This window comes from Saccharopolyspora phatthalungensis, from assembly GCF_014203395.1.
In the GTDB taxonomy this organism is placed as follows: domain Bacteria; phylum Actinomycetota; class Actinomycetes; order Mycobacteriales; family Pseudonocardiaceae; genus Saccharopolyspora; species Saccharopolyspora phatthalungensis.
In genome coordinates this window covers 3,485,858-3,504,908 of the sequence record NZ_JACHIW010000001.1, presented here as the reverse complement: position 1 = coordinate 3,504,908, position 19,051 = coordinate 3,485,858, and the positions used below count along the sequence as shown (strand labels likewise).

The following is a 19,051-nucleotide window of genomic DNA, read 5'->3' as shown; positions in this document are numbered from 1 at the left end:
TCTGGTGATCTCGCCGCCGACCTCGTCGACCCGACTTTACATTCCTTGACAGTCCTCCATGATCGCTCGGCTTCTCATCTGAAAGAACTGGAAGGCTGTCATGTCGCACCAAGGGCTCGGTGCAGGGTGAATCGGCGTGCCCAGGGAGTTTGACTCGTCACCCCAGCGCATTTTTCGCAAACTCGACCCGCTCGACAGCTGACAGACCCGGCTCGGTGTCGTGATTCCCCCGGCCGACACCGGGCCGCACGGCCGTGGCGGTGCGTGGCCCCCGACGCATCGCCACGGCCGACTCCAAACCTCCCCATCAGCACTGCGAAGCCTCGCGCGAACCCTTACAGGGCGCCCTTTGTCGATGGGACTACGCCGGTGAAGCGGGGGTCGGGTTCGACCGCCGCGCGGAGGGCTCGGGCGATCGCCTTGTACTGGGCTTCCGCGATGTGGTGCGGGTCGCGGCCGTGGATCACCCGGGTGTGCAGGTTGATCTGGGAGTGGAAGGCCAGCGACTCGAACACGTGGCGGTTGAGCACGAACGGGTAGTTCCCGCCGATCGTGAAGCTGTTGTACTGCTCCGGTTCACCTGTCATCACGCAGTACGACCGGCCCGAGACGTCCACCGCCGCGTGCGCGAGGGTTTCGTCCATCGGGATCCAGGCGTCGCCGAAGCGGCGGATGCCCTTCTTGTCGCCGAGCGCTTGGCGCAGGGCCTGGCCGAGCACGATCGCGGTGTCCTCGACCGTGTGGTGCGCGTCGATGTGGGTGTCGCCCGTCGACTTCACCCTCAGGTCGAAGGCCGCGTGGGTGCCCAGCGCGGTGAGCATGTGGTCGTAGAACGGCACCGTGGTGTCGATGTTCACCTGGCCGGTGCCGTCGAGGTCGAGCTCGACCAGCACCGAGGATTCCCTGGTGGTGCGTTCGACCCGGCCGATGCGGGTCCCCGGCTGGAATGTCACTGGCTGATCTCCTCGCTCACGACCTTGCTCGCCGCCAGGAAGGCGTCGTTCTCCTCCGGCGTGCCGATGGTCACCCGCAGGTGGCCGGGAATGCCGACATCGCGGATCAGCACGTCGGTGTCCAGGTAGCGCTGCCACGCGCGGTGCGCGTCCGCGAACCGTCCGAACAGGACGAAGTTGGCGTCGCTGGGCACCGGCGAGAAACCCTGCTCCCGCAACGCTTGCACGACTCGCTCCCGCTCGTCGATCAGCGCCTGCACCGAGCCGAGGGTGGCCTTGGCGTGCCGCAGGGCGGCGCGCGCGGCGGCCTGGGTGACCACCGACAGGTGGTACGGCAGGCGCACCAGCAGCAGGGCGTCGATCACCGCCGGGGCGGCGGCCAGGTAGCCGAGCCGACCGCCGGCGAACGCGAACGCCTTGCTCATCGTGCGGCTGACGATCACCTTCGCGGGATACTGCTCGATCAGCCCGATCGCGCTGGGTCGCGCGGAGAACTCGGCGTAAGCCTCGTCGACCACGACGACACCGGGCGCGGCGTCCAGGACGGCCCGCAGGTCGTCCTGCGACACCGACTGCCCGGTGGGGTTGTTCGGGCTCGTCACGAACACCACGCTGGGCTGCTTCTCCGCGATGATCCGGGCGGCTTGCGCGCCATCCAGGCTGAAGTCGTCGCGGCGCGGCGCGGGCAACCACTCGGTGCGGGTTCCAGCCGACAGGATCGGGTGCATCGAGTACGACGGTTCGAAGCCGAGAGCGGTGCGGCCCGGCCCGCCGAATGCCTGCAAGATCTGCTGCAGCACCTCGTTGGAGCCGTTGGCGGCCCACAAGTTCTCCGTCGCCAGCGGCACTCCGGTCGCCTTGGTCAGGTAGGCGGCGAGATCGGCTCGCAGCGCCGTGGCGTCGCGGTCCGGGTAGCGGTGCAGCGCCGTGGCGGCTTCCTGCACCGCGGCGGTCACGTCGTCGACGAGCTCCTGCGGCGGCGGATACGGATTTTCGTTGGTGTTCAACCGAACCGAGACGTCCAGCTGCGGCGCGCCGTAGGGACTACGGCCGCGCAGATCGTCCCGCAACGGCAGGTCGGCCAGCGTCGTGTCGGCGCCGGGCACGTCACTCATGAGTTCTACCTTCGGTTGTTTCCGGGTGCTCAGCGGGGAAAGCGGGCAGTGATCGCCTGACCGTGCGCGGGCAGGTCCTCGGCGTTGGCCAGCGCCACCACCTTGTCCGCAACGTCGCGCAGCGCCTGCTCGCTGTATGAGATCACGTGGATGCCGCGCAGGAAGCTCTGCACGCTCAGGCCGGACGAGTGCCGCGCGCAACCTCCGGTGGGCAGCACGTGGTTGGAGCCCGCGCAGTAGTCGCCCAGCGACACCGGCGCGTACGGGCCGACGAAGATCGCGCCCGCGTTGCGCACCCGCGCGGCCACCGCATCGGCGTCGGCGGTCTGGATCTCCAGGTGCTCGGCGGCATAGGCGTCCACCACCCGGATCCCGTCCTCCACAGTGGACACCAGGATGCAGCCGGACTGGTCACCGGCCAGCGCGGTGCTGATCCGCTCGACGTGTTTGGTCTGCGCCACCTGGCGCTCCAGCTCGGCGTCCACCGCATCGGCCAGTTCCACCGAGGTGGTCACCAGCACGCTCGCGGCGAGCGTGTCGTGCTCGGCCTGGCTGATCAGATCGGCGGCCACGTGCACCGGGTCGGCGGTCTCGTCGGCCAGCACCGCGATCTCGGTCGGCCCGGCCTCCGAGTCGATGCCGATCAGGCTGCGCAGGTGCCGCTTGGCGGCCGTCACGTAGACGTTGCCCGGCCCGGTCACCATGTCCACCGGCGCCAGCTCGGTGCCGTCGGTGTCGAGCCCGCCGTAGGCCAGCAGCGCCACCGCCTGCGCGCCGCCGACCGCCCAGACCTCCTCAACGCCGAGCAGCTGCGCGGCGGCCAGGATCGTCGGATGCGGCAGGCCGCCGAACTCGGCCTGCGGGGGGCTGCACACCACCAGCGACTCCACCCCGGCGGCCTGCGCCGGGACCACGTTCATCACCACGCTGGACGGGTAAACCGCCAGGCCGCCCGGCGCGTACAGGCCGACGCGGGCGACCGGCACCCAGCGCTCGGTGACCGTGCCGCCGGGCACCACCTGGGTCGTGGCGTCGGTGCGTCGCTGGTCGTCGTGCACCTTCCGGGCACGGGCGATCGACTCCTCCAAAGCCGCGCGTACCGCGGGGTCCAGCTCGTCGAGGGCCCGGCGCAGCTCGGCGGCCGCCACCCTCACCCGTTCAGGTCGAACGGCGTCGAACTTTTCGGTGAATTCCAGGACCGCTTCCACCCGACGATCACGGACCGCCTCGATCACCGGCCGGACCCGATGCAGCACGTGCTCAACATCCATCTCGGCGCGCGGCAGCGTCGCGCGCAGCTCGACGGTGGACGGAACGCGACCGCGCAGGTCGGTACGGGTGAGCATGTGCGTCCTTCCAATCCCGGGGGCTACGTCGACCAGGGTAATCGTCGCGGGTCACGGCTGTCCGCGAACCCGGTCCCCGCGCACACCCGGCGACTCGGCGAAAACGGGAAACTGTTAACTCCAGTCCATTGTTCGCCAGTGCCTTGCCAACACCGGATCACTGTTACAACCTTCCAACATCACCATCAGTGATCGATCGGAGACCCGATGTTCAGCTCACGGCGCAAGGCGACGGCGGTGACGGCCGCCGCGTGCCTGGCCTTGTTGGCACCGATCCAGGCGAGCGTGTCCGCGGAGCCGATTGCCCCGGCCGCCGCTCAGGAATTGGCCATCTACACCGTCCCCAACACCGACAGCCAGGGTCGAACGGAGATCAACCACACCGGCGCCCAGGTCCTCTCGGTGTCCGGCGGGGTGGCCACCGTGGAGGCCACGCCGGCGCAGGCCGAGCAGCTGCGAGCCAAGGGGTTCGTGCTGCGGGAGGAAGGCAAGGTCGCCGACGCGCTCCAGCGGGTCAACCGCGGGCAGCCGACACCGGGCGACTTCCCGCCCGAGGACCGGGGCTACCACAACTACGACGAGATGGTCGCCGAGCTCGACGCGACGGTGAAGGACCACCCGGACATCGCGGCGAAGTCCAGCATCGGCAAGTCCTTCCAGGGCCGCGACATCCCGGTGCTGAAGATCAGCGACAACGTCGGGCGGGACGAGGCCGAGCCCGAGATCCTCTTCGACTGCAACCAGCACGCCCGCGAGCACCTGACCACCGAGATGTGCTTGCACATCGCCAAGCGGTTGACCGACAACTATGCCGACCCGGCGATCAAGGCCGTGGTCGACAACCGGGAGATCTGGGTGATCCCAGTGGTCAACCCGGACGGTTCGGTCTACGACGTGGAGTCCGGCAAATACCGGGGTTGGCGCAAGAACCGGCAGGGTCCCGGCACCGACCTGAACCGCAACTGGGGTTACAAGTGGGGCTGCTGCGGCGGCTCCGACGACAACCCCAACGGCGAAACCTACCGAGGCAGCGCCGCGTGGTCGGCCCCGGAGACCGCGGCGATGCGGGACTTCATCGACTCGCGGGTGGTCGGCGGCGCGCAGCAGATCAAGGCGGCGGTCGATTTCCACACCTATTCCGAGCTGGTGCTCTGGCCCTTCGGACACACCACCGACCACGTCACCGAGGGCATGACGCAGCAGGAGCACGACCGGTTCGCGCGGGTCGGCGGCGAGATGGCCAAGTCCAACGGCTACACGCCGCAGCAGTCCAGCGAGCTCTACGTCACCGACGGCGACATCCTGGACTGGATGTGGGGCCGGCACAAGATCCTGGCGTTCACGTTCGAGATGTACCCGGCCAGCGGTAGCGGCGTCGACGGGTTCTACCCGCCGGACGAGGTCATCGAGAAGGAGACCGCGCGCAACGACGGCGCGGTGGACATCCTGCTCCGGGAGGCCGGGGCCTGACGCTGCGGGCCGCCGCGATAATGGCGGCATGGCAGCAGACCCCGCCACGACCACCGTCGCCGAGCACCGCCTGGTCCGGCATGGTTCGTGGCTCATCTGCCCGCTGCTGGGGGCGTTGCTCCTCTGGCTGTTGCGGCTGGTGGCAGCCTGGGTCTCCGGGCTGCCGTGGGCACCGTTCCAGGGCGTGTTCGAGTTGGCCGCGTCGGTGCCCGACCCGTGGGGCACGGTGGGCGCCATCGCCATCGGCGCGATCATCGGGCTCGGTTTCGCCGGATTGATGGCGCAGGAGCGGTTGACCGTCAGCGTCGCGCCGGAGCGGCTGACGCTGACCGTCGGGCGGTCGGCGCGGCACGTCGAGCGCGCCGAGATCGGCTCGGTCTTCGTCGACGGAAAGCATTTCGTGGTCCTGGATGAAACCGGCGGCGAACTGGCCCGGCAGCCGTCCGATTTGGATAAGGCCGCGCTGCGGCGGGCCTTCGCCGACCACGGCTACCCGTGGCGGGACAAAGATCCGTTCGCGGCCCGCTACAGCTTATGGGTCGAGGACACACCGGAGTTATCGCTGCGGCTCAACGCGCTGATGTCGGCCCGCGACCGTGCGCTGCGCAAACGCGACGGGAAGGAAGCGGCGCTGCTGCGCACCGAACTCGCTGAGCGCGGGATCCTGGTGCGCGACGAGAAGAAGCGCCAGTACTGGCGGGCGACGAGCTGACGATCACCTCTGCCCGCCCGGTCCGGCCGGTGACCGAAGGCCCAAAACGCCCTGGAATGGAACAATCGGACCATGGACGGCGTCGCTTGGAACCTGGGCTTGGTGCTGCTGTTCGTGCTGTTCGGCGGCTACTTCGCGGCTGCCGAGATCGCGTTGGTGTCGCTGCGCGAGAGCCAGGTCCGCAAGCTCGCCGGGCGCGACCGGCGCGGCGCGCGGGTGGCCAAGCTGCGCGCCGACTCCAACCGCTTCCTGTCGGCGGTGCAGATCGGTGTCACGTTCGCCGGGTTCTTCGCCTCCAGCTACGGCGGCGCGACGATCGCGGTGCGTTTAGAGCCCGTGCTGGCGGGCTGGGGACTGCCGATCGGCTTGGCCGCGTCACTGGCGCTGGTGCTGGTGACCCTGTTCGTGTCCTACCTGTCGCTGGTGCTCGGTGAGCTCGCTCCCAAGCGGCTGGCGCTGCAGAAGACCGAGGCCGTCGCTTTGGTGACCGCCGGGGTGCTGGACCGGGTGGCGGCGCTGTCGCGGCCGTTGATCTGGCTGCTGTCGAAGTCCACCAACGCCGTGGTCCGGTTGCTGGGCATCGATCCGCGCGCCGAGGAAGACAAGGTCAGCGAGGAAGAACTGCGGGACATGGTGCGCACCAACGAGCAGTTGACCGTCGAAGAGCGGCGGCTGCTCAGCGACGCGTTCCGGGCCACCGACCGGGTGCTCGCGGAGGTCATGGTGCCGCGCACCGAGGTCGCCTTCCTCCACTACACCCTGCCGTTGGCCGAGGCGATCGCCGAGGTCGCCAACAAGCCGCATTCGCGCTACCCGGTCATCCGGGAAACAGCCGACGACGTCGTCGGGTTCATCCACGTCCGCGACCTGCTCACCATCACCTACGCCAACCGCGAGGGGGTGCGCACGGTCGGCGACCTGACCCGTCCGGTGACCGCGCTGCCGGCGAGCAAGCCGGTGCTGGCGGCGCTGACGCTGATGCGGCGGCGCGGCGGGCACCTGGCGGTGGTGGTCGACGAGTATGGCGGCACCGCGGGCATCGTCACCGTCGAGGACCTCGTGGAAGAGGTCGTCGGCGAGATCTGGGACGAGTACGACCCCAGCGCCGCCCCGGTGCGGTCGGGGGCGGACGGTAACTTCGAGGTCGACGGCCTGCTGCACCACGCCGATTTCGAGCAGCGGACCGGCATCGCGCTGCCGGAAGGACCGTACGACACCGTGGCGGGCTTCGTCGTCAGCCGCCTCGGAAGGGTGCCGACCGAGGGCGACTCCCTAGAAGCTCTCGGCCACCGCTTCACGGTTCGCAAGATGGACGGTCACCGGGTGTCTCGCCTGCTGGTCACCAAACTCGATGGCCAGCAGTGATTGTGGGCGATTTCAACGGAAATCGACGCGCTGATTTCCATTGAAATCGCCTCTCCCTGGGTCAGGACAGCAGCAGGACCAGGGATCCCACCACGATTCCGATGACCACCACGGCCGCCGCGGTGATAAAGACTGCGCGCATCTTGGGGCGGTCGTCCCTGATCTCGGACTGGGCCCGCTCGCGCCACTGCATGAAGGTGGTGCCTTCGCCCTCGCTCAACCTCGACTCCTCGGGTCCGTCGTTAGTGCCGAGCGGTCCCCCGCAACCGCGTTCGCCCCACCATGTCATACCGCCTCGCCGAGACGCATCATCCCGCCAGCAAGACCTGCTGCGTCGCGGACAGGTGTTCGTTGATCGCCGCGGTGGCGGCCTACGGATCGCGGGCGGCGAGCGCGTCCCGACCGCAACGAAACCCCCTGTTTGCATATCGCTGGTATACAAAAATCGTAACGGGTGAGCGAGGGATGGTTGTGGTTATGCGGATTGCGTCGTGCCAGATCGTGTCCGGTCCGGACCCGAAGGCCAACCTGGAACTGGTGGCCGACGGCGTGCGGCGGGCCGCCGAGGCGGGCGCCGACCTGGCGGTGTTCCCGGAGGCGACGATGGCCTGCTTCGGAATCAAGCTCGGGCCGCTGGCCGAGCCGCTGGACGGGCCGTGGGCCAGCGAGGTGCGACGACTGGCCGACGAGGCCGGCATCGCCGTCGTGGCGGGCATGTTCACGCCCACCGAGGACGGCCGGGTCACCAACACGTTGCTGATCACCGGCCGCGGCCTGGACACCAGCTACGACAAGATCCACCTGTTCGACGCGTTCGGCTTCGCCGAGTCGCGCACCGTCGCGCCGGGTTCGCAGCCCGTGGTGGTGGACCTTGACGGCACCAAGATCGGCGTGACGACCTGCTACGACGTGCGCTTCCCCGGCCTGTACACGACGTTGGCCGACCAAGGCGCCTCGGTGATCGTCACCGCGGCGTCCTGGGGGGCCGGCGAGGGCAAGCGGGAGCAGTGGGAACTGCTGGTGCGCGCGCGGGCGCTGGACTCGACGTCGTGGGTGGTGGCCTGCGGCCAGGCCGATCCGCGCAGCGTCGGCCGCGAGCCGAGCGGCACGGCGCCGACCGGCATCGGCTACAGCCTGGTGGCCACCCCGCTGGGCCAGGTGCACGCGCAACTCGCCGACGCCCCGGAAGTCCTGGTCGTCGACCTGGACCCGGCCGCGGTCGATCAGGCCCGCCGGGCCGTCCCGGTCCTCGCCAACCGCCGATTCTGACGCCCGATCACGCGGCACTCGAACGGGCGGCTGAGAGCCGACGGCGGAACGCGAGCGCGGCGGCGACCGCGGCGATGGCAAGCACCACGGTGGCGAACAGGCTTCCTTCGATGCCGAAACCGGCTCCGGTGAGCAGGGGCGTGCTGCCCGGCGCGCCCCTGATGTCCAGCATGGTGGTCCGGATGTCCATTCCGGACACCTCGATGCCGTACACGTTGCCCTGGCACCAGTTCCACACCACGTGGAAGGCGCACACGCCCCACAGGCTCCCCTCCGCCAATGCCCAGAAGCCCAGCAGCAGCCCGATCAGCAGGATGTTGACCAGGGCGATCACGCTGACGTTGTGGTTGACGCCGTGCGACGCGGCGAACACGACCGCTTGGAAGGCGATCGCGGCGGTCAGGCCCCACTTCCGGTAGGTGACCTGCATCAGATACCCGCGGGTGAGGGCCTCTTCGGTGCTGGCCTGCACGACGAACCCGAGCAGCGCGACGAACGCGCCGCCGACCTGCGCGGCGTGGACGGCACCGGCATCGAACTGTCCACTGAGGACGTTAACGCCCACCGGCACGGACAGCAGCGCCACCGCGACGGCGGCGCCCAGCGCCAGCTTCGCGCCGATCCGCGAGGCCGGGAAGAAGCCCACGCTGCCGAATGAACGGCGTTCCTTGCCCCAGACCCACAACGCCAGCAGGCCGGTCGCACCGAGGAAACAGAGCAGCAGCGCCAACTGGTCGCGCAGGCTCATGCCGCTGCCCAGCAGAGCGTTCGGCGAAGCCCCGAGCACCGGGAGCAGCACCAGCGCGGCCGCCGCCTGCCCCACGACGAAGCAAGCCACCACCACGAGCAACCCGACCACCGGCCCGGTGGGCCGACGAGCCCGGTAGACCCCACCCAGCAACGGCGAAGGCAACACCCGGTCGCGCCGCGCAATGCTCACCAGTCCTCACCCCGATCAGTCGAACCCCGGCGAAATCATCTCAAGAGCAACCCGCCCGAACACAACGGGTAGCATCTAGTTGCTCTAGGTTACGGAATCATCGCGCAAGATCCCCGCCGACGGGGCGTTCTGGCTCCGCTGGTCCGGTACGCGCGGGGAGAGGGGTTCGACGATGACTGCGCCGCCCGACTGGATGGTGCTACCGCCCGGGGGGGGCTCAGCGCTGCGGAGTATGAGGCGCTGCCCGAAGAAGTATGCCGCCGCATCGAGATTGTCGATGGAGCCATCGTCGTGACGCCCGCCCCGCGTCGCCTGCACAAGATCATCGCACGGCGTCTCGCGAACGAACTTGAACTCGCCGCTGGAGCCGAGCTCACCGTGGCCACGGACGTCGACCTCCGGTTGCGGGACGTACCGCTGCTCAACCGCAGGCCGGACGTCGTGGTGTACGACTCCACCTTGCCGGATGATGCGGTCCTGCGGCCGCAGCACTGTCTGCTGGTGGTCGAGGTGATGTCGCCGGGGTCGGTGACTGCCGATCAGACTGACAAACCCGCCGAGTACGCCGCAGCGGGCATCGAACACTTCTGGCGATTCGAGAGCAATTCGCTGGACGAACGGCGCCTGACCGCGTTCCGCTACCGCCTCGACCCCACGACCCGCACCTATGCGCCCGCCGGAGCGGACACCGGCAAGTTGTCGGTGTCCGACCCCGTGGAGCTGCGAATCGACTTCGAATCCCTGCTGTGACCGAGTACGGCGCAGACCCGATTACCCGGGCGTGACTACATGTCGAGGCCGAGGTCGAGGGCCGGGGACGAGTGGGTCAGGCCCCCTACCGCCAGGTACTGGACGCCCGTTTCCGCGTAGGCCCGGGCGACGTCGAGGGTCAGGCCCCCCGATGCCTCGAGTTCCGTGCGCGGCGAAGCCGCTTGCACTCGCTGGACCGCTTGCGCGCATTGCTCCGGCGTGAAGTTGTCCAGCAGGACCAGTGCCACGTCCTCCGCCAGCACCGCGTCGAGTTCGTCCAGTGTGGACACCTCGACTTCCATGGGCAGTTCGGGCGCGTGCGCTCGGCACGCCCGCACCGCCGCGACCGCAGAGCCCGCCGCGACCACGTGGTTGTCCTTGATCAGCACCGCATCGCCGAGGCCCATCCGGTGGTTGACGCCGCCGCCGCAGCGCACCGCGTACTTTTGCAGCACCCGCAGGCCCGGCAGCGTCTTCCGGCTGTCCCGGATGCGGCAGCCGGTGCCCGCCACCGCATCGACCCACGCCGCGGTCGCGGTAGCGATGCCGGACAGGTGGCACAGCAGGTTCAGCGCCGTGCGTTCGGCCGTGAGCAGGCCACGGACCGGAGCTTTCACCCGCAGCACGCAGTCGCCGGGCGCCAGCACGTCGCCATCGGAGCGCTCGGACAGCACGGTGTAGGAATCCGCGCCGAGCACCTCGTCGAGCACTAGGCGCGCCAGCGGCAGGCCGGCGACCACCCCGGCGCGGCGGGTGTTGAACCCGGCCTCGGCGATGGCGTCGGCGGGCACCGTCGCCTCGGTGGTCGCGTCCGGCCCGTAGCGCAGGTCCTCTGCCAGCGCCGTGCGCACGACCTCGCGGGCCCCGTCCAGGTCGCTGTCCAGGTCGATAGTCATGCCGCTGTCCTCGCAATCCCGACCCCGGTGTGGATGAGCCACCCCGAGGCGTCCAGCCGGAGCACGGTGCTGCGCCGCCAGCGCAGGTCGTCGGTCTCCGTGAAATCCGTCCGGCGGTGGCAGCCGCGCGACTCGGCTCGTTGCCGGGCCGCCGCGAGCAACGCCTGCGCGGTCAGCGTCAGCGACGAGTCTTCCACCGTCTGCCGGGTCCGCAGTGGACGGACGATGGCGGCCCGGTCCAGCGTCGCCGTTGCGGACGACATTCCCTCGTCATCCCGCCCGATGCCGGCGTGCCGGCTCATGGTGCGCTGCAACAGGTCCCGGTCGACCACGGCCATCGCGGGCTGCATGACCTCGCCGATGGTCGTGCGGCTCAGCAGGCCGCAGCCCAGGTCCCTGGCCACCGCCTCGGCCGCGCGCCCACCGACCACGAGCCCCTCCAGCAGGCTGTTGGACGCCAGCCGGTTCGCGCCGTGCAACCCAGTGCACGCGACCTCACCGGCGGCATAGAGCCCGTTGACCGAGGTACGACCATCCACATCGGACACCACGCCGCCGCAGGAATAGTGCGCCGCGCTGGCCACCGGGATCGGCTCGTGGAGCGGGTCGATCCCGGCCGCCCGGCAGGCGGCGTAGACGGTCGGGAACCGCTTGGGGAACCCAGCACCGATGACGGTCGCGTCAAGGAACACGTGCTCCGCGCCGGTTTCGGCGGCGCGCCGGTTGATCGCCGCCGACACGACATCGCGCGGCGCGAGGTCGGCCAGCGGGTGCTCGCCCCGCATCACGCGCTGCCCGCGCACGTCGACGAGCACCGCACCTTCGCCGCGGACGGCCTCGGTGATCAGCGGGCGCCGGCCTCGCGGCCCACCCGGCATGTAGAGCACCGTCGGATGGAACTGCACGAACTCCAGGTCGGCAACCGACGCACCGGCCCGCAACGCGAGCGCGATACCGTCCGCAGTGGACACCTCGGGATTCGTCGTGGCCGCGTAGAGCTGGCCGAGCCCACCGGTCGCCAGCAGCACGGCCGGGGCGTGCAGCACGCCCGGCCTGCTCTCGGCATCCGTCGCGAGCGCCCCCGCGACGGCTCCGTTGTCGCCGCGCAGCACCTCGACCACGCAATGCTGTTCCAGCACCGGGATCCCGCCGCCGCGTACGGCTTCGGACAGCGCGCGCTGGACCTCCGCGCCGGTGGCGTCGCCGCCCGAATGGATCACCCGGAACGCGCTGTGCCCGCCCTCGCGGGTCCGCGCCAGCGCGCCGTCGGAACCCGCGTCGAACTGGGCACCGGCCGCGCGCAACCGCGCGATCGCCGCGGCACCGTCCGCGAGGATGTCCCGCACGGCTGTGCGCGAGCACAAGCCGACGCCTGCCGTCAGCGTGTCCTCGACGTGCTTGCGCAGGCTGTCGCCCGGATCGAGCTCGTCGGGCCGGACCACTGCGATACCGCCCTGCGCCCAGCCGGTGTTGCCCGCCGAAACGGCGTCCTTGCTGACCACCAAGACCCGCAGGCCCAGCTCCCGGGCCCGCAACGCCGCCGTCAGGCCCGCGACACCGGTGCCGACGACGAGTAAGTCCGCGCCCGCTTCCCAGCTCATTCGCCACCTCCGGGCTTGCCGATGGCGATCATCCGCTCGACCGAGGCCCGTGCGCGGTCGGCGATTTCAGTCGGCACATGCACCTCGTCGGCGCCCTCGCGCAGGCAGCGCAGCAGTGCGGCCGGGGTGATCATCTTCATGTAGCGGCAGGACGCGCGGTCGTTGACCGCCCGGAAGTCGATCTCGGGTGCGGCACGGCGCAGCTGGTGCAGCATGCCGACCTCGGTGGCCACCAGCACCGAACGCGCGCCGGTCTCCTTCGCCGCGCTCAGCATGTCGCCGGTGGAAAGGATCTTCACCCGCTCCTTGGCCACGGTGCCCTCGCCGGCCAGGTACAGCGCCGAGGTCGCGCACCCGCACTCGGGGTGGATGAACAGGTCGGCGTCCGGATTGGCCGCCGCCCGCTCGGCGAGCTCCGGCCCGTTGATCCCGGCGTGCACGTGGCACTCACCGGCCCAGATGTGCAGGTTGTCGCGGCCGGTCTCGCGCTTGACGTGCGCGCCCAGGAACTGGTCCGGGCAGAACAGCACCTCACGGTCGGCCGGGATGGAGCGCACCACGTCCACCGCGTTCGACGAGGTGCAGCAGATGTCGGTCTCCGCCTTCACGTCGGCCGTGGTGTTGACGTAGGACACCACGACGGCGCCCGGATGTTCGGCCTTCCAGTCGCGCAGCTGATCGGCGGTGATCGAGTCGGCCAGCGAACAGCCCGCTCGGGCATCCGGGATCAGCACCGTCTTGTCCGGGCCGAGAATCTTCGCGGTCTCGGCCATGAAGTGCACGCCGCAGAAGACGATCGTGCTCGCCGCGCTGTTCGCCGCGATGCGGCTCAGCGCGAGCGAGTCGCCCGTGTGGTCGGCGACGTCCTGGATCTCCGGGAGCTGGTAGTTGTGCGCCAGCAGCACGGCGTCCCGCTCGTCGGCCAGCTTTCGCACCTCGCGAGCCCAGTCGTCGGTGGGCTCCACACCGATGTAACCGGCATCGGTCCGCTCCCAGGTTGCAGTCGCGGCCATGTCGTCCTCCTCGCCGGATCCCCCGGGAGAACCCGCCCGGAAGCTCCGCTTATCCCCCGGACCAAGCGCCCCGAGGTTTTCGCCTTATAATCGAAAACGTGCCACATACTAACACCTCAAGTCGCGCGGACAAGGGCTATGTTGGTCACGAAGTGCTCGCCGGGGTCCTTCAGATCCGCGACGACCGGTTGCAGGTGATGCTCTGGCAACGCGCCCAGGAACCGGACGTCCACCGGTGGTCGCTGCCCGGCGGGAGGCTGGCCGACACCGAAGACGTCGAGAGCTCGATCCGGCGACAGCTGGCCGAGAAGGTCGACGTGCACAAGCTTTCCCACGTGGAGCAGCTCTCGGTGTTCAGCAAGCCGGACCGGCTGCCCGGCCGCCGGGTGGTCGCCACCGCCTTCCTCGGGCTCGTGCCCTCCGACACCGACCCCGCGATGCCCGCCGACACGGCGTGGCACCCGGTGGACGCGCTGCCGCCGACCGCCTTCGACCACGAGCTGATCGTGCTGGCCGCGCGCGACCGGCTGCGCGCGAAGCTGTCCTACACCAACATCGGCTTCGCGCTGGCGCCCGTCGAGTTCACCGTCTCGGAGCTGCGCCGGATCTACTCCGCCGCGCTCGGCTACCAGGTCGCGGCGACGAACCTGCAACGCGTGCTGTCCCGGCGGGGGGTGCTGGAACCCACCGGTCGCACGCTGCCCGCCGGCCCGGCCGGTGGCCGCCCGCCCGCGCTCTTCCAGTTCACCTCGCGGGATCTACAGGTCACCGACCCGTTCGCGGTGTTCCGCCCGCCGACCTAGCTAGAGAGTGTTTCAAACGTGGTTTGCGTAGCGGTGCGGGTAGCGGAACCTCACACGCCGCCTGGGCTCCGGGATCCCCGACTGATGTATAGCCCAATACACGGCGCTGGGGCTGTCCTCGCCAGGCGACGTCTGAGCCGTTTGGGATCCCTTGGGCAGGCGGTGCAAGCTGAGTCCCACACCACAAGCGGCTTACGCCGCTTATAAGACAGACCCTAGAGGTCAACATGCTGCCTCACCGGCGCCAGGCACGTAGGTTGGAAGCGTGACTGAGGTGCTCCCGCTGTTCCCGCTCGGATCCGTGCTGCTACCGGGCGGTCACCTGCCGCTGCACATCTTCGAACCGCGCTACCGGCAGCTGGTCACCGACCTGGTGGGCGAGGACCTGCCGGACCGCCGGTTCGGCGTGGTGGCCATCAAGCAAGGCTGGGAGACCGGCGAGGACAACGTGGACTCGATGTACGACGTCGGGTGCTCGGCGGTGCTGGATCAGGTGCGGCAATTGCCCGGCGGGCGTTATGACGTCAGCGCCAACGGCGACCGGCGGTTCCGCCTGCTACAGATCGACGGGAGCGCCGCGCCGTACCTGATGGCCGAGGTCGAATGGCTGCCGGACAGTGCCGCGGAGAACGATTCGGCAGCGCGCCGGGAACACCTGACCACCGCCGCGCGCTCGGCTTACCAGCGCTACCACGAGACCGGGTTGCGCGGCGGGCGGCGCGAGGTCCCCGGCGAAGACGCCGACGCCGCGGCGCTTTCCTACCTGCTGGCCGACGATTGCGTGCTGACCGTGGAAGACCGGCAGGAGTTGCTCGCCGAGACCGACCCGCTGGCGCGGTTGCGAAGCATCCGGCGGCTACTGCTGCGAGAGGCCCAGTTCCTCCGCGAGCTGCGCGCGGTTCCGGCCCCGCTGACCGAATTCGCCCAGCACACCAGCGTCAACTGACCCAGTCGGCGGCATCGCTAGGATCTTCGCATGTCGTCACCGGGCAATTGGGGTTCCCACGAGTACGGGCAGTATGATCCGAACACCGGGCAGCCCGTAGCCGGTAATCCTGGAGCGTCGGGGCAGCCCGGCATGCAGTACCAGGGTTTCGGCGCGTTCTCGCAACCCCATCCGGCGCAGCCCCATCCGCCGCAGCCACAGCCGCCCGTTTACCCCGGAATGGTCGGCGGCTTTCCGGCACCGCCGCCACCCCGCAAGAGCCGAGGTCCGCTGGTCGCCGCGATCGCGCTCGCCGCCGTGGCGGTGATCGCCGTCGTCACCACGATCGTCGTGCTCAGCACGGACGGCGGCAGCCAGGCGGCATCGCCCCCGGCAACCACGCGTACCACCGCGCCGTCCCGGACGACCAGCAGCGCGCCCACCACGTCGGCGGCCGCGGCCAACCCGAACCTGAAGCCGGTGGTGCCGGGCTGGCAGGTGGCATCGGTGCCCAGGCGGGGCGCGATCTACGACGTGCCGCCGAACTGGGAACTGGACCCCAATTCGGACAACGTCCACGGCATCGGCCCGCCCGACGACCCGGTGACGATGACCGGCGTGGCCGACTACCAGAAGGGCTTCTGCCCCGGCGACGTAAACAGCTACCGAGCGACGGCTGGCGCGACGGCGCGCAGGGGCTCGAACGACACCACGGTGGCCAACGAGACCCTGCAGAAGTTCGCCGCACTCGCCTACACGCGGGACGGCCACGCGCCCGTGGTCGTGCCGGGCCCGCCGGAGCAGCTCCAGATCGCCGGCGGCACCGTCCCGGCCATCCGGGTCACCGCGCAGGTCACGCTGACGGCACCCGGTCCCTGCGACTCCGCAGCGGTGGCGGTCAGCGTGCTCGCCACCAACAACGACGGGCAGAGCTCGGTGGTGTTCATCACTGCCGCCGATCAGAACGTGCCCGACGCGGTTTCCGTCGACACGCTCAATCAGATCACCCAGTCCTTCCGCGGCGCTTCGGCCTGATCGCCGGGTCCGCGGGGCACGGTTCCACCGCCTGCAGGGGCTTGGGTGGGTCAGCCCAGGCGGCGGCCGAGGTCGTCGAGGCCGTTCCAGGAGGCCGCGAGGCCATAACCGAGCGCAAGCCCAAACGGCTGCACCAGCACCACCCAGTAGCTGCCGACCTCCGGAGCGACCGTGATCAGGTCGCCCAACTGCGGGTTCGCGGGCATCGTGTACAGGCCCTGGGCGAACAACGCACCCATCTGCATGCCCAGCCACGATGCGACCACCGAACCGAGCGCGCCGGCGATGAGCAGCACCGGGCCTCGACGGCCGCGCGCCAGCCACAGCACGGCGGCGGTCAGCAACCCCGCGGCGAAGGCGATCAGTGCGAAGATCGCGATCGCGTCGAACCCGTGGTAGCCCTCCACCAGCATCGGGGTCAGCGACCCGTGCGGGCCGAGGACGTTCTCCTGCGGCGGAGCCAGCCGCGACCACACCCACCCGATCGGCAAACCCAGCAGCGCGATCAACGACACCGCGCTCACCGCGGGCAGCACGTCGGCCTTGACCACCACTCGGGGCGGCGGCGCGATGAGCTGCGGAACCAGCAGCTCCTCCTCGGGTCCGGAGGCGGGCCCGACCTGCTGCGGCGTACCGCCGGACTCCACCGGGCTGTCAGCCACTCGCCGACCTCCTCCTACCGGCTGCCACACACTCTCCTGCTGCGTCACCCTAGCGCTCCGCGACGTCGCGGCCGCATCACCCGATGCCCGGGCGGTCAGCGCACGTCAACTATTCTGCGCGAGCCCCCATGTCAGCTACGCCTAAGGACGCGTGAAGTGGCGGGAATCTTGCCGAGTCCCCTGTTGACCGGACCTAGCCCGATCGACGAACCGCGCCGAGATTCGGCCGTTCGCCTGCCGCTGCGCAGTACCGTCGCCGAGCTCTTCCTAGGCGCGGCGGTGGCCGCGCTGGTCAGCCTGCTGTTGCAGTTCGCCATCGCGCGGCTGAGCATCAGCGAACCCAGCTACGCGCCGGAAGCACTCGCGGCCGTCGGCAGCGCGCTGGTGTTGGCCGTGGTGTTCCTGTTGCTGATGTTCGGATATCGGCGTTCGCCGCGCTGGGCGCGACTGCTGGGCACCTGGGTGGCACTGAGCTCGTTCAGCACGTTCGCCTTGGCGATTCCGTTGGAGTCCACCCGGTTCTACTACGGTGGATCCACTGTGGACAACGGGTTCCGCCTCCAGTACATGACGCGGATGGCGTCCTCGCCCGCCTTGCTGGACATGAACTACGCCGGCGTCGGGCCCTACTACCCGGGCGGCTGGTTCTGGCTGGGCGGTCGCTTCGCGAACCTCATCGGGTGGGAGGGCTGGGCGGCGTACAAGCCGTACGCGCTGGCCTGGGTCGCGGTGACTACCGTCGTCGCGTTCACGCTCTGGAGCGTCGTGGTGCGGCGTCGGCTCGCGCTGCTCGCCGCGCTGGCCACGGCGCTCGCCGGCATGTTGCACGGCATCGAGGAGCCCTACGCGTGGCCGTCGGCGGCGTGGCTGGCGCCGGTGGCCGTGCTGGCCTGGCACGCGCTGCGCCGCCGGGAGCGCGCTCCACGATGGACATTGGTCTGCATCGGCGCCTTCGTCGGTTTTGCCGCGATCACCTACACCCTGCACTTCGTGTTCGCGGTGCTGATGGTCGTGCTGATGGCGGTCGTCATCGGGACGTTCCGGGTGCACCAGGGACAAGCGCCGTGGCCGACGGTACGGCAGTTGTTCCTGCGGCTGCTGCCGATCGGCATCGTCAGTCTCCTCATCGCTTTGCTGGTGTGGTGGCCGTACCTGCTGGAAACGCATTTCCTGCTCGACAACCCGCGTAGCGCGGCCCAGCACTACCTGCCCGAAGACAGCGCGTTCCTGCCGGTGCCGATGATGGAGGCCACCGCGTTCGGCGGCCTGTGCCTGGTGGGCCTGGTGTGGCTGCTGATGCGGTGCCGACGCAGCGAAGTGGCCGCGTCGATGCTCACCATCGTGATCGCGGTCTACGGCTGGTTCGTGCTCTCGACGCTGGCACTGATCGCCAAGACGACGCTGCTGGCGTTCCGTCTCAACGTGATCCTCGACGTGACGCTGACCGTCGGCGGTGTCTTCGGCCTGCTGGAGCTCATCGGCTACCTGCGGCGCAAGCTCGACACCAAGTACGCATTGCGCATTAGCATGGTCGCCGCCGCGCTGGGGCTGCTCGGTGCCATCACGATCAACCAGGGCGCGCTCGGGCTGGCGTTGCGCGACTCCGCCGAACGCGCGTACCAGGACTACTACCCGACCGGCGACAACGCGATGGGACAGCGGGATCCGGCCGAGCCCGGCTCCTGGATCGACGACGAGATCCGCGCGATCGCCGAGCTGACCGGCCGCAAACCGGACCAGAACGTGCTGCTCGGCACCGACTACCAGCTGATGTCCTTCCAGCCGTACTGGGGTTTCCAGCAGGAAACGCCGCACTATGCCAACCCGCTGGCGGACTACGCCGACCGGGCCGCCCTGATCCAGCGGTGGAGCACGGCGAAGACCCCGGACGACCTCCTGCGCATGCTGCGCACGAGCCCGTTCCTGCCCCCCAACGTGTTCGTCCTGAGCAATCCGGCGAGCCCGAATTCACCTACAGCAAGCCAGAATTCCCCCGCACCAAGCCGGGGGTCCACTGTGGAGGCGCCGGCGGACGAGGCGGGCAAGCTCGTCCTGCGGCTGAAGGCCGACGCCTTCCCCCAGCAGCCGAACGTCCGGGACTACGACGTCTACTTCGACCCCGCGGTGTTCGACTCCCCCGCCTTCGTCAAGCGCGAAGTGGGCCCGTACACCATCATCGCGCGGCGCTGACGGGCT

General features: G+C 69.7%; 18 protein-coding genes. 9 read left to right on the top strand and 9 right to left on the bottom strand.

The window, feature by feature from the left end:
- Nucleotides 1-335: 335 nt before the first annotated feature.
- Genes hisB through hisD form a run of 3 tightly spaced genes read right to left on the bottom strand, consistent with a single transcriptional unit; the run spans nt 336 to nt 3,414 of the window.
- Nucleotides 336-953: an imidazoleglycerol-phosphate dehydratase HisB gene (gene hisB / locus BJ970_RS16220; protein ID WP_184727034.1), complete on the bottom strand. Its 618-nt coding sequence runs from the start codon at nt 951-953 to the stop codon at nt 336-338.
- Entirely contained in the window at nt 950-2,068 is a 1,119-nt protein-coding gene (locus BJ970_RS16215; protein ID WP_184727033.1) for a histidinol-phosphate transaminase, read from the bottom strand. The genes hisB and BJ970_RS16215 overlap by 4 nt, the downstream gene beginning before the upstream one ends.
- A gap of 29 nt (nt 2,069-2,097) precedes the next feature.
- A complete protein-coding gene (gene hisD, locus BJ970_RS16210) occupies nt 2,098-3,414 on the bottom strand; it encodes a histidinol dehydrogenase (RefSeq protein WP_184727032.1) in 1,317 nt (438 codons plus the stop codon).
- Nucleotides 3,415-3,621: 207 nt separating this feature from the next.
- Between hisD and BJ970_RS16205 the strand changes: the two genes are divergently transcribed.
- From BJ970_RS16205 to BJ970_RS16195, 3 genes are all read left to right on the top strand, one after another.
- Nucleotides 3,622-4,884, top strand: coding sequence for a M14 family metallopeptidase (locus tag BJ970_RS16205; RefSeq protein ID WP_184727031.1), 1,263 nt, complete (start codon nt 3,622-3,624; stop codon nt 4,882-4,884).
- A 28-nt stretch (nt 4,885-4,912) separates the two neighbouring features.
- A complete protein-coding gene (locus tag BJ970_RS16200; RefSeq protein WP_184727030.1) occupies nt 4,913-5,596 on the top strand; it encodes a YqeB family protein in 684 nt (227 codons plus the stop codon).
- Between the two features lie 72 nt (nt 5,597-5,668).
- Nucleotides 5,669-6,961 carry a hemolysin family protein gene (locus BJ970_RS16195; protein ID WP_184727029.1) on the top strand — a complete coding sequence of 431 codons (1,293 nt, stop codon included), beginning with the start codon at nt 5,669-5,671 and terminating at the stop codon, nt 6,959-6,961.
- Between the two features lie 61 nt (nt 6,962-7,022).
- Here the strand turns inward: BJ970_RS16195 and BJ970_RS16190 are convergent, their stop codons facing one another.
- The gene (locus BJ970_RS16190) at nt 7,023-7,181 is read right to left on the bottom strand and encodes a hypothetical protein (RefSeq protein WP_184727028.1); all 159 of its coding nucleotides are present in this window, start codon (nt 7,179-7,181) and stop codon (nt 7,023-7,025) included.
- 257 nt (nt 7,182-7,438) lie between these two features.
- Between BJ970_RS16190 and BJ970_RS16185 the strand changes: the two genes are divergently transcribed.
- Nucleotides 7,439-8,230 carry a carbon-nitrogen hydrolase family protein gene (locus tag BJ970_RS16185; RefSeq protein WP_184727027.1) on the top strand — a complete coding sequence of 264 codons (792 nt, stop codon included), beginning with the start codon at nt 7,439-7,441 and terminating at the stop codon, nt 8,228-8,230.
- A 7-nt stretch (nt 8,231-8,237) separates the two neighbouring features.
- Here the strand turns inward: BJ970_RS16185 and BJ970_RS16180 are convergent, their stop codons facing one another.
- Complete coding sequence (locus tag BJ970_RS16180; RefSeq protein WP_312864273.1) at nt 8,238-9,170, bottom strand: CPBP family intramembrane glutamic endopeptidase; 933 nt, start codon at nt 9,168-9,170, stop codon at nt 8,238-8,240.
- A gap of 240 nt (nt 9,171-9,410) precedes the next feature.
- On the opposite strand from BJ970_RS16180, the gene BJ970_RS16175 reads away from it, so the two are divergent.
- The gene (locus BJ970_RS16175; protein WP_376775122.1) at nt 9,411-9,920 is read left to right on the top strand and encodes a Uma2 family endonuclease; all 510 of its coding nucleotides are present in this window, start codon (nt 9,411-9,413) and stop codon (nt 9,918-9,920) included.
- A gap of 35 nt (nt 9,921-9,955) precedes the next feature.
- On the opposite strand, the gene nadC is transcribed toward BJ970_RS16175, so the two are convergent.
- From nadC to nadA, 3 genes are read right to left on the bottom strand one after another with little or no spacing between them, the layout of a single operon-like run.
- The gene (gene nadC / locus BJ970_RS16170; RefSeq protein WP_184727026.1) at nt 9,956-10,816 is read right to left on the bottom strand and encodes a carboxylating nicotinate-nucleotide diphosphorylase; all 861 of its coding nucleotides are present in this window, start codon (nt 10,814-10,816) and stop codon (nt 9,956-9,958) included.
- A complete protein-coding gene (locus BJ970_RS16165) occupies nt 10,813-12,417 on the bottom strand; it encodes an L-aspartate oxidase (protein ID WP_184727025.1) in 1,605 nt (534 codons plus the stop codon). Before BJ970_RS16165 ends, nadC begins: the two co-directional genes overlap by 4 nt.
- A complete protein-coding gene (gene nadA, locus BJ970_RS16160) occupies nt 12,414-13,430 on the bottom strand; it encodes a quinolinate synthase NadA (RefSeq protein WP_184727024.1) in 1,017 nt (338 codons plus the stop codon). Before nadA ends, BJ970_RS16165 begins: the two co-directional genes overlap by 4 nt.
- 98 nt (nt 13,431-13,528) lie before the next feature.
- Between nadA and BJ970_RS16155 the strand changes: the two genes are divergently transcribed.
- The 3 genes from BJ970_RS16155 (at nt 13,529) to BJ970_RS16145 (ending at nt 16,193) form a co-directional block, all read left to right on the top strand.
- Nucleotides 13,529-14,233 carry an NUDIX hydrolase gene (locus BJ970_RS16155; protein ID WP_376775048.1) on the top strand — a complete coding sequence of 235 codons (705 nt, stop codon included), beginning with the start codon at nt 13,529-13,531 and terminating at the stop codon, nt 14,231-14,233.
- A 265-nt stretch (nt 14,234-14,498) separates the two neighbouring features.
- Complete coding sequence (locus BJ970_RS16150; RefSeq protein ID WP_184727023.1) at nt 14,499-15,179, top strand: LON peptidase substrate-binding domain-containing protein; 681 nt, start codon at nt 14,499-14,501, stop codon at nt 15,177-15,179.
- 30 nt (nt 15,180-15,209) lie between these two features.
- A complete protein-coding gene (locus BJ970_RS16145) occupies nt 15,210-16,193 on the top strand; it encodes a DUF8017 domain-containing protein (protein ID WP_184727022.1) in 984 nt (327 codons plus the stop codon).
- 50 nt (nt 16,194-16,243) lie between these two features.
- Here the strand turns inward: BJ970_RS16145 and BJ970_RS16140 are convergent, their stop codons facing one another.
- On the bottom strand, nt 16,244-16,855 hold the full coding sequence (locus BJ970_RS16140; RefSeq protein ID WP_184727021.1) for a DUF2567 domain-containing protein: 612 nt from the start codon (nt 16,853-16,855) through the stop codon (nt 16,244-16,246).
- Between the two features lie 156 nt (nt 16,856-17,011).
- Here BJ970_RS16140 and BJ970_RS16135 point away from each other — a divergent pair, with 156 nt between their 5' ends.
- Entirely contained in the window at nt 17,012-19,045 is a 2,034-nt protein-coding gene (locus BJ970_RS16135) for an arabinofuranosyltransferase (protein WP_312864272.1), read from the top strand.
- Nucleotides 19,046-19,051 lie beyond the last annotated feature (6 nt).